3 protein-coding genes are annotated in these 13,007 nt (G+C 31.4%); all 3 read left to right on the forward strand.

Annotation, left to right across the window (positions count from 1 at the left end; translation table 11 throughout):
* Positions 1-261: 261 nt before the first annotated feature.
* Positions 262-6,423, forward strand: a complete 6,162-nt coding sequence (locus QZN33_RS09125) for an Ig-like domain-containing protein (RefSeq protein ID WP_296791369.1) — start codon at positions 262-264, stop codon at positions 6,421-6,423.
* Complete coding sequence (locus tag QZN33_RS09130) at positions 6,423-12,005, forward strand: right-handed parallel beta-helix repeat-containing protein (protein ID WP_296791373.1); 5,583 nt, start codon at positions 6,423-6,425, stop codon at positions 12,003-12,005. The genes QZN33_RS09125 and QZN33_RS09130 overlap by 1 nt, the downstream gene beginning before the upstream one ends.
* Positions 12,006-12,377: 372 nt before the next feature.
* Positions 12,378-13,007, forward strand: a 630-nt coding sequence (locus QZN33_RS09135; RefSeq protein ID WP_296791376.1) for a hypothetical protein, incomplete at its 3' end; no start/stop codon positions are given.

Raw genomic sequence — 13,007 nt, forward strand, 5'->3', positions numbered from 1 at the left:
ACTATTAAAATAAATTTAAAGCTTTAACTTCAGATATCTATCTATTTTAATCTATCTCTTCAGGTTCTATGTCTATTCAACAATTCTATTTCTTTATGGGATTTTTTAAAACTTTAAACTTTCAATAGCCATAATTTGACTATTTTAAATTCATTCATATTTGGAATAATAAAACTTGTTTTAAATGTTGTTCAGTGAATTTAAAATTTATATAACAAGTTTGATATAATATATATCAGTTAATGTTGTTGAGGTTAAACGTTGAAAAAAATATTCTTAATATTTTTAGTGGTTATTTTCATATTGTCCGTTAATGTGTCATTTGCGGATAATAATACATTTTATGTAAGTACCAATGGTAGCGATAGCCTTGGCGACGGATCTTTTGACAACCCTTACCAGACAATTAATTATACTGTAAGTAAGGCATCCAACAATTCAAATATCTATTTAACAAGTGGTGTTTATGAATCCAGTTGTGATATTGACAAATATATTTCCATAACTGGAGTTGGGGATGTTTCCATCGATGCATCTTCCAATCAAAAAATATTTAAAATAAATGAAAATTCATCTCTTACTATAAACAATCTTAATTTTGTAAACGGATTCGCCGATTTGGATGGTGAAGTATTATCTCCAATTGTAAATGAAGGAAAATTGACAATATTAAATTCCACATTCAATAATTTCACAACAATTACGGGCGCTATTAAAAATATGAATAGTTTAACAATCAGCAATGTTAAAGCAACCAATTTAAACATCAATAAAAGCCCTTATGGTGAATTTGTTACAAATATTGGCGAATGTGATATTCTAAACTCAAATGTCTTATCTTCAATATACAATAATGGAAATTTAATTATCAACGACTCATACATTGATACTTATCTAACAGGCATAGACTATGTCCCACAAAATGTCACCACAATCATCGACAAATCAAAAATAGCTCTTTTAAGACTTAAAAATTCAAATCTGGTCAACATTTCAAATTCAATAATCGACTGTAAAGATTACCACACGATTTCAGTTAACCGAATCAATTTATTCAATTCAACATTTAATCCTGATAAAGATTCAAAATATCCATTAAGTTTCGATGTTGCTAATCTGACTGCTGTTTCATGTGTCTTTAATTACATAGTAATGTTCAGCGCAAACTCCAACATCAACATAACCTATTCCACATTCAGGGATTATGTAAACACTGCATATTATTCCAATATTTACCTAAACCACAATTGGTGGTGTGACAACAAAGGCCCAAAAATCTATAAAAATGAATACTCGAATATTATCGCTGATGATTGGATTGTAATGACATTATTAAACGAAACCAGCGACATTATCAAAGTTGACTTTGCCCACTACACTGATGGAAGCAACATCAATGATTTGGAAAACCCACAATTATTCACTCCACGTTATGTTAGTGTAGAAACCGAAAGCGGACACTTCAACCAATCAACAGGATATCTTAAAAACTCCGTTTTCAAAGCACATTTAATAGATGCCAATACTAATACAATGATCTACGCAACAGCAGACAATCAAGTCTTAAGACTAGCTATTGGAGAAGGAAATACAAACTACGCATGGTATGTATCCGATACAATAGGCAATGATTATTTTTATGACGGATCACAGGAATATCCATATAAAACTCTCAAAAAAGCAATATCCTCAGCTCTTAGTGGAAATACAATTTACATCAACGAAGGAACATACACATTAAGCTGGAATGCAAATTTAATAATCTCCAAAAACCTGACATTCATAGGTCTAGATGGAGCAATACTTTCAAGACCAAACAACCGCAATATATTCATAGTCGATGAGAAAGGAGAATTAACTATTTACAATCTGACTTTCACAACATATACAAAAGATTACTACACCAATCCTTTAATCCACATAACTGGAGGTAATGTAAACATTAAAAATTCCATCTTTTATGACATTAGACAAACCACCGGCGTAATTTCAACAGAAAAGCAAGAAAGCAATATTTATCTCGATAATGTAACTTTCGACAATATTGTAGGCTCAGCAATTAATGGAAATGCAAGCAATATTCTAATTAACAATTCAAGATTCATCAACGGCTATGATGGAACTGCAGAAGACGGATCATACATCTCCGTAAAATCAAATTTAACCATATTAAACTCAAAATTTGAAAACAGCACACAATCAATGATATCAATCAACAGAAAAGGCTACTATCAGCCTGAAACATCCTACATAAATATTGCAAATACAACATTCATAAACAATAACTTGCAGAAAAAAGATTTCTTCGGCCTTGACATCGGCATTGGAAAATACTTTGCTGGAAGATACTCTGTAGTGGATAACTGCACATTTATTAACAACACCGGCCACTTAATATTTGCATGTGAAATATTAAACTCAGCATTTATTAATAACACCTGCATTCCGTTTGATACTGAATTCGGCAGTGGCACAATTGCTGCAAATTATCCGAAATCACTTATTGAAGCAAGCAGGTTAATTAACAATTCCTATTTTGAAGGCAATTCATATATTTCAAAATCATTTGAGGATAAAATAATATATGCTCCAAATGTTTATTATTCAACATTCGTTTCAAATACTGCAGCTTATGGTGGAGCATTGAACAATGCAAGTCAGGTACACTACTGTGTTTTCCTAAACAACACCGGAATTTACGGAGGAAATGACCTGTTCCTTTATTCAGGCAATTTGGATGCATCAAGCAATTGGTGGGGATCCAATCAAAAACCGGACACAAGCAGGATTCAGGTATTCATCGGAAATCTGACTATCGACAATTGGGTCATAATGGGTTTGGATGCAACACATGATAAGATAACCGCTACACTTGATACATTGCTTGACAACAATAGAAACTATCACAAGCTAAATCAGATTTTACCATCAAGGGAAGTTTCATTTTCAAGCACTGGAGCACTGATTAGTCCAGATAATTTAAAGTTATCTAATAATGCAGCACAAGCAATAATGCTGAAAAATACATCAAATGATTTTAATGTATATGCACAGATTGACAATCAGATAATGAGCCTGACAGTTTATAATAACTCCACACAAATAATAATCAAAAACCAGACATTTTACGGAAAGGACAATCTTTTCAATATTACACTAATCAACATTAACGGTCATAAAATTTCAAATCAGGACCTGAACATTCAAATAAAATCAGAAGGAAACGTTATTGACGCATACACTTTAAGCACTGACGTCAACGGTGAAACCCAAATCAACATCAACTATCCGATTGGATCATATGAAATAACTGTAACCTATCCTGGAAACGGATACTTTGAATCAACATCCAATAGGGCAATAATAAAAGTCTCAGACATCCAAACAAGATTAACATCATTGAATTATACATACTGGGGCAAGAACAATAAGTTCTATGCAATTCTAACCGATAAAAACGGAAAATATATTTTAAATGAAAAATTGACATTGAAAATCTATGACATGAAAAATAAGCTAATCAGCACAGCTGAAGTTAAAACAGGTCCTGGTGGACGTGCTGATATATTATTATCACTCGATTCTGGAAGTTATAAGTTAAGATGGGATTATTCAGGTAATGATTGGTATTCAAGCAGCTATTCCGAGTCTTACATTGAAATAAAACCGGTCAATACCTCCATAATACTTCCAAACTCAACAATATACGGAAAAGGAAACGATTATAAGATAACATTCAAAGATGCCTATGGAACATTAATATCTGATGAGACAATTTCACTCAAGATTTCAAACGCAACAGATTCCAGAACATTCAATTTAAAAACTGAAAAAGGAATCGCATCAATCAATATCAACCTGCTTCCAGGTGCTTACAAATTGGAGGCAACATACAAGGGCGATGATGTTTATGGTCCTTCCAATGCAAAAGCAACATTAACAATAAATCCAGTATTCATAACATTCGACTTCAACTCCCATCCGGAAATACCGATTAATGGAGTATTCACAGTAATCTTAAAAGACATGTACGGCAGGAAAGTATCTGGAGAGAATCTGACACTGGAGTTATATGATGATGGGCTTTTAAAAACATATACTGCAATTACCAATGCAGCAGGTGAAGCCGACTTCAAAATCGATGCAGCAGAAGGCAAATACTTCGGAATAATTAATTATGATGGAAATGTATGGTATGAACCGTCAACCGGAGCAGCCACAATAACAATAAGTCGAGATGTTATAATAAATAATGTCTACATCAACGCTAATGATTTTGTAGCATATTACGGTGAAAACAAATACTATGTTATTGAGTTCAACGACACAAACGCATACTCCCTGGAAGATAAAATCATCAATGTTTTAATTTCATCATCCGATTGGTCCAAGTCATTTGAAGTTCCATCCGATATTTTTGGAAAAGCAAGACTTCAGATAACACTTGACCCAGGAAGCTATAATATAACTTATAAATACTCAAATGATTATTATAATATTCATGCTGAAGGTTCTAACTCAATAGTTATTTATAAAATGCCAACAACCCTAACAGCGTCCAACATGATTGTAAATGTTGGCCAGGCACGCAACTTTGAAGTTAAACTTACAAATGACAAAGGAAACGGATTGGCCAATCTGCCAGTCAATATAACTATCGATGGAAAAAAATATAATCTAACTACAAATGCAAATGGAATTGCAAAAATACTTGTTAACCTTGATTTAGGCCTTCATAATGTCTCATGCTCATTCATTGATAAAAACTATGAAAAATCAACATGCAACTCAACAATCTTAGTAGTCGATTCAGCTAAAATCGCAACAAACATCGAAGCTAGTGACATTAATGGAGTCGAAAACGAAAGCATTGTTATCGAAGCATTACTAACAGACTTAATTGACAATCCAATAGCATCATCAGAAATTACACTGGCTATTGATGATTTGGATAACCTGACTGCATATACAGACAGCAATGGTGTTGCGAAATTCAACGTCAAACTTCAATACGGCAATTACAAAGCAAAATTGAACTATAACGGAAATGACATAAAATTGGAAAGCTCAAAAACAATCAACATATATGTTAAAGCAGGAGAAAATGTTACAGAAACAATACTCTTTGGAAATGACTGTGAAATAATAAATGGAATATCTCCAAATTACTTCGTTGTTTTAACAACACTTGATGGCGAATTTATCACAAACCAAACAATAGAATTCAAAATTAAAAATCAAAGCTATAAAGTTTTAACCAACGAATTTGGAAGAGCATATTTAAACATCCCATTAAAACAGGGATCATATGAAGTGGTTTCAACTTTCAACGGTTCAAACAACTTAACCAGAGCTTCAATTATTAATCATATTTCAGTTTATGGAAATGTTGTTAACCTATACTCACAGAACATTATAAAATCATATAATAACGCAACACATTACTACGTCGGATTAACCGATGCAAATAATAATCCATTAGCAAATAAGATAATCAAATTCCACATTAACGGCAAGTCTTATGAAGACATCACTGACAGTGAAGGTTTTGCCTGCTTTGAAGTATGGTTAAATCCCGGACATTACCAAATAACAGCCGAGTACAATGGCGAGTTTGAAGATGAACATACAATCGTTAAGAATAACATTACAGTTTTAACAACAGTTTTAACCAAGAATGTTGAAAAATACTGGAACGGAAAGACAATATTGTCAACAACATTCATGGACAGCAACAACAATCCTTTAGCAAATACCAAAGCCTACTTCATATATAACAATCAAATTTACACAATTAAAACAGACAAAAATGGTAAAGCTAGTCTAAATCTTAATATGGGAGTAGGAACCCATAAAATTATTGCTGTTAATCCTAATACTTACGAAAATAAAACATTTACAGTAAAGATATTGCATACCGTAATTTCTAAAAACATGGTAAAGTATTATGGCGATAAAACTAAATTCCGTGTGAAACTGCTTAATTCAAATGGGAAACTTCTAAAGAATACAAAAATTAAAATCACAATCAATAAAAAAACCCATACAATTAAAACCAATAAAAACGGCATTGCTAGTTTAAAAATCAATCTAAAACCTGGAACATACAAGATAATTACTTACAATACAAAAACAGGTGAAAAACGCACCAACACAATAACTATTAAATCAACAATAATCACAAAAAATAAAGTAGTAAAATCATCTAAAAAGACCAATTTCAAAATAAAGATTCTTAACTCAAAAGGAAAAATCATTAAGAATGCAAAAGTCAAAGTTAAAGTTACCAAAAAGACATATGCTCTTAAAACTAATAAAAAAGGCATTGCAACTTTAAACATTAAGCTTAAAAAAGGAACTTATAAGGTAATTTCTTCATATAAGAAGTTACAAGTTACAAACAAAATCAAGGTGGTGAAATAATGAGAAAAGCAGCTATCATTGCAATCGTTCTCGTGCTATTCGCATGTTTGTCAGTTAGCTATGCAGATGATAGTTTGGATAATGCAACATTAACAACCACCGATGAAGACGTTATTGCTTTGGAAAGCGATGATGTTTTAGAAGACACTTCAGAAATTTCAGTAACGGATGACAATTATGACCAATACTTTAACAAGTACACGGGTAAGCTGAATGATGATGTCGGAAGCGTTTCTACAGTTAAAATAGGTAATGTTACAGATAAGCTATTTACATTCGACAAACCAGTTGATGTAATGCCTTTAAGCGAAGATAGTCAAATCAAAAATGGCGTAATTCATTTGATTGAAGGCAGTGACGGATCAAGTGTATGTAATCTGATTATTAACAATACTAAAGGAGATGTGATGAAAGACGGAATGTCAGTATCTAAATTGCATGGTGTTTGGCTTTCAAACTCAAGCAATAACTTAATTTCCGGAAACACCATTATCATTGCAGAAGAAGAAGGATGCTATGCAATGCCTATGGGATATTCATCCAATAACAGAATTGTATACAATAATATAACATCCCATATTACTTCCTGTTTAGTAATGGGCTCATGCAATAACAATACAATTTCATACAATAGAATTAGAATGTTAAGTGTTAGGGATATGGTTACTTCGAATTTGATTTACTTTAATGGATATGGGCATGCTGATTATCAGGGTCCTGCCGACTGTGTTGGAAATATAATCTCCAATAATTATTTTGAAGGATTTTCAAACTCAATATGGTCCGTCATCGTTAAATGTGACGGAAAATCTGATGATACACAAATAATTAACAATACCATTATTAAAGGCCATGAAGGAATCCGTGTTCTAGATGATATACTAACAAATTATGGTATACAGGCTAAAAATGTTTTAATTAAAGATAACACGATTATTAATTCCACTTTATCAATTTTAACGGGGTCTAACAATGTGGAAATTTTAAATAATCATATTGTTGGTTTTGCACAAACTGAAGGAATATTTGCAGAGAACTTTAAAGATGGAAATGTTTCCATTCATGACAATACAATTGAATACACAGATTTGGGTACTGGGATTCATGTTGCATCAGACAATGCTGAAATTTATAACAACAAAATTAAAATTTCAAGATATGGTGATGGAATAATTATCGAAGCAGATAATGCAAAAGTACTTAAAAATGATATAAAAGTCACACAGGATACTGCAATAGGAATTCACGGTTCAAATACGGCTATAGAAAATAATGTCATATATTCATTTGGAAAGGGAATTGTTAGTGCAATTAATAGGGAAAGTGAAAAAGTTTATAATACAAAAATTATCAATAATAAAATTTTCACTGATGACTATGCGGTTTATATAGATGGATATGTCTTCAACACTACAATTAAAGATAATACTGTTGAGACAAATCAAAGCGAAGCATTCTACATTAATATTATTGATACTTTGGAAGATAAGCAACATGGAAGTATCGCTGATAATAATGTAAATGGTGTAATTGAAAATACAGAAACCTTAATAATCGATGACAGTAATTTTTATGATTATTTTGATGAAGATGGATATTTCACATACGAATTCAAGCCAAACTCAAAAAATATAATCTTTTTCACATTCTTGACAAATAAAGATGTTCATTTCACAGACCAGATTATCCTAACAAGCAACAAGATGGCTAATTTGCTTTATAACGTATCAATTACTTTTAGTGGCGACGCATGCGATTCGTCCATAAGTGATCTTAAATTCTATAATATAGACAAATCAAGCATAATTCTAGATGGTGTTGAAAATGTGGACATTAAAAATAACGAATTCACAACCATTGGAAGAAATATATACTCAATTTCAACAATTAAAGCGCAAAGAGGATGTGTAGGTTGTAATATAGTTGGAAATGACATATTTGTTACATCATCCTCAGATTATGCATTCGCAATTTCACTTACCGAACCTGAAAGCGTCATTGCAAAAAGATTCTCTAAAAACTTTGACATTTCAGACAACAACATTTTAGTTAAAACAACTGGTGTTGGCGAGGGAATTTACATCGACGCATTAATTGAAAGCGATATCAAAAACAATCACATTAATGTAATATCTGATGATTCAGCATATGGTATATCAATATGTAATGTTATGGGAACTCCTCATGATATCAACATAGATTCAAATGAAATAATACTCAATTCAAAAGAAATGAGTTATTTGGTAGAATTGTATATGGCGGATGATTGTAAAATTATAAATAACTACCTAAAAGCTAAAAGTAATGGAATCTATGCTGTTGCAGCTTATAGGTCAAATGGAATTACTATAGATGATAATGAAATAATTATCTCCTCAAAAGGATTGACTAGTTCTGGTGTTTCAGATGTGATTGGAAAAGGCGAGTCTGCAATTAATATTAATAGGGTTTCACAAATCACAAGCATTTCAAACAATAAATTTGATGTTGAAAAGGCAAGCGTTTTAACAAAAGATGGTTCAATCATTAAAAAATATGCAAATAACAGTTATGTTATTTCACCTTATAATTATGACTTGTACTTTAATAGTCAAAATAAACTAGTCAATGGCATTATTAAGGATGATGAAACTATATTATTTAAGAATTTCACAACTTCTAAAGTAATGGACATTAACATTCCAGTTACAATTAAAGGTTATGAACATTTAAATGAATTTAAGGCGGTTTTAATTCTATCCGGCATGGCAAATGATGCAAATATTTCTGGAATAATCTTTAATAATGCTGATGTTAAATTAGATGGTGTAAACAATGTAGCTATTGGCAATAATTCATTTATTTCAACATCAATCAAAGATATTGGTGGAACTAACAATACAATTGAGTCAAACCTATTTGATGGTTGTGATGTTCTTTTAGAAAATGCTTCAAATGATACATTCAGGTTAAATAATGTTTCAATCAGTCGTGATTTTATTAAAATTGTAAATTCAAGTAATTTTAATGTTTTATATAATTCAGTGAATGCATCTGGAAGCGTCATAATCTCTCAAAATTCTAAAAACAATTCAATCATTTCAAATACTATCACAATCAATGGTGATAAGGATATTTGTGCATATAAATCCATAAGCAGTGATGATTCAAATATTTTAAATAATATAATCAACTCTTGTGTTAGCTCAAATAAAGCCGTGATTTATGGTGATGATGAATCTAGAAACAATGACATTGAATTTAATAGGATTGTCTCCAGATCCGATGATGGGGCTGATTTTGCAGTTGTCTTTGATACAAAATCTGACTTGTCAAATGTTATTGCAAACAATTACTTAACTTCATCTAATGGCAGTTTATGTGGAAATGATGCCGTCATGGCAGTAAATGAACTGGTATGTAATAATACTCCATTTAATCTTTATGTTTCAGTTGATACTAATGGGAGCGAAGATGGAAGTATGGCTCATCCATACTCAAGTATTTCAAAAGCAATCGAAAATTCATTAAGTGGAAGCATCATATATGTACTGCAAGGTTATTATAATGAAAGCAATTTGGTAATAGATAAAAATATTACAATAACGGCTTTAAATAATGAAGGAAATGTTTATGTTGATGCTTTAAATGACCGTTTATTTAATATAACAAGTAGTGGTGCTTTGACTGTAAATGCATTGAGAATATTTAATGGATTTAGTGAACTTGGAGGATCACTATTCTATAACCAAGGAAAACTGATAATCAACAATTCAATGATATACAACTCATCATCATATTATGATAACTCAAATCCTACATTCACAGCTAACAAATACGCTTCAAATACATGGGACAGTCATGATTGCTCTAACTTAGGTTTAGGCGGAGCAATACTTAACTATGGTGAGCTATTGATATCATCATCTGATTTATTTAACAATTTTGCACATAAAGGCGGTGCTTTAGCTGATTTTGGAAAAACAATAATTAAAGACTCTGTAATTTCTGATAATGTTGGTGTACATGGAGGAGCCATATATACAAATTCAAATCAGACATTAGAAATTGTTAACAGTGAATTTATAAATAACTTGGCCATTACAACATTGGATTATTGCAGTATTAAAAAAACAGGCCAATTCCCACCATATTTGTATTTAACAAATTGTGAAGAGGAATGTGGTCATGGAGGAGCAATATATTCAAATACTTCCATGGATATTAAAGATTCATTATTTGAGAATAACACTGCAAAATCAGGTGGGGCCATTGCAATCCCAACAAAACTGGTTCAAGAAAGATTCAATGATTTAAGCTATAAGCAGAGTGATGATTTTGGCAGCATTGACTTAAATATTGAAAATTCTGAATTTAGATATAACGAAGCGAAAGATACGAGATGTGGAAACCAAACAATGCTTAAAAATCCAAATTCCTTGAGTGTTGATAAATATGCAAAAGGATTCAATGGTGGGGCAGTATTTGGTAGTTTGGATGAAATGCATATCTATAATTCATTATTTGAGCACAACACTGCACATGGAAATGGTGGAGCGTTATGTGTTCAAACAAGAGACTCAACAACAACTTCATCTAAATTCCTTAACAATACTGCAGGTGAAAGTGGAGGAGCATTAGATATATTTGGAAACTCACAGGTATTCAATACTGAAATTCTTGACAATAATGCTAAAAATGGTGGAGCTATACAATATACTTCCTATGAATATTATTCACATCTTCAAAATAATATGAATTTATTCAACGTTACTGTGGCCGGAAATAAAGCATTGGATAAAGGAGGTGCTTTTGCAAACTCTGGAAACTTTGCAATAACACATTCAAATATTTATGGAAATTCAGCTCCGAATGGTGCAACATTTACTGGTGGAGGAAATGTAGATGCACGTAGCAACTGGTGGGGATCAGTTGATGGGCCGGATGATTCAGTATGGAATTTAAACAATGTGAGATTTAGAACTTGGTTAAATGATAAGGTGAAATGGGATGCAGTGCCTGTTAATGATGGAGAATCTGGTAATGGAAATAATGGTAATGGAAATAATCCTGGCAGATATTATAATCCATCAAGTTCCACAGGTTCAGGCGTTAGCACCGGTTCAACATTATCTGGAAGAAACTCTAATACTAGAAGTTCTAGTGGTTTTTCACTTCCTGGAAGTTGGCCAAGTGGAAATGGAAAAAGTGGAAAACTTGATTTAAATGGTTATCTATCTAATGATGGGAAAAGTAATGGTAAAACAGATTCAAATGGATATTTATCTAATAATGGGGAAGGTAATGGTAAAACAGATGTGAGTGGAAATCATCTAAATCCAAATAGTTTAAGTAGAGTTAACAGCTCTAATGTTAATGATTTGTCTTCAGTTGGAATGAGTGCAAATGCGGCAGATTCATCTTCAAGTTCTGGAGGAGCAATGTCTTCAGGGGTTGATGATACAGTAAAAGCATATGAGATTACAAAAGAAGTTAATAAAAAACTCGATTTAGAAAATAATCTAATGAATATTATTTTTGTATTAATTGTATTAATGTTACTAATCATTGGGTATTATAGAAAATACCAAACTAAAGATTAATTTTAACTCATGTTAATTCAGTTTATCATTTAAACTACTGTTATTCATTATACTAATACAATTTTAATTCTTTCTATTTAAAATTAGGTAAACTCAATATGATTAGTGGGAAAAACGTTATTGTTGAGTTAATAGTTTACTTTATATTTTTTTATTTTATTGTAAAAATTTTATGCAATCTTTTTTTAAGCATATCTTTTCAATTTTTAATTATAATTTATTCAATTTAGTTTTAGAAATATTTAAGTATTTTTCCACATATAGTTTAATTATATATTAATTATTAATTAATATGTTGTAATTTTTTATAAAGAGGTAAAATCCATGAAGAATTATAGAATATTTATAATTTCTTTATTATTGTTAATTTTCATGATTGGCGCAGTAAGTGCTACAGAGGAAAATTCAACTGATAATTTAGAAATTTCGGGTGATATAAGTATTTCAGAAGAGACTTTGCCTTCTGTTGATAATATGGGGGAAGATCAAAGTTCTAGTTCTGATGATGTTTTAGGTGTAAGTACTGAAGATTCAACTAGTGATGATATTATTGCTGATGGGGGAGAATCTTCTCCGTACAAAGCTGTTGCTAATGTGACTAGCTATAATGTTGTGGTTGATGATGGTAGTAGTGTGAATCTTCAATTTTTATATAAAGAGGATGATTCTCCTGCTGCTGGTAAGAATTTCACTGTTTGTTTAGTTGGGCATGATGCTGAAGACAATGTTATTATTAATAACTATAATTTTATTTCAGATAGTAATGGTGTTGGTAGTTTCTTGATAGATGTTCCTGAAGGTTACTATGAGATTCAATCAATTTATGATATAAATAATTGCATTGTTCGATTACCTGATGGGGTTTATATTTCTGTAACTGTTACATCTACTATTCTTAAGAACACTATTGTTGCTGATAATGCTACTTTCACTGCTGGCGGTTCTATGGATTATGAGGTTAAATATTTGGATGAAGATGGTAATCCATTAGTTGGTGAAGAT

This window comes from uncultured Methanobrevibacter sp., assembly GCF_900314615.1.
Classification (GTDB): domain Archaea; phylum Methanobacteriota; class Methanobacteria; order Methanobacteriales; family Methanobacteriaceae; genus Methanocatella.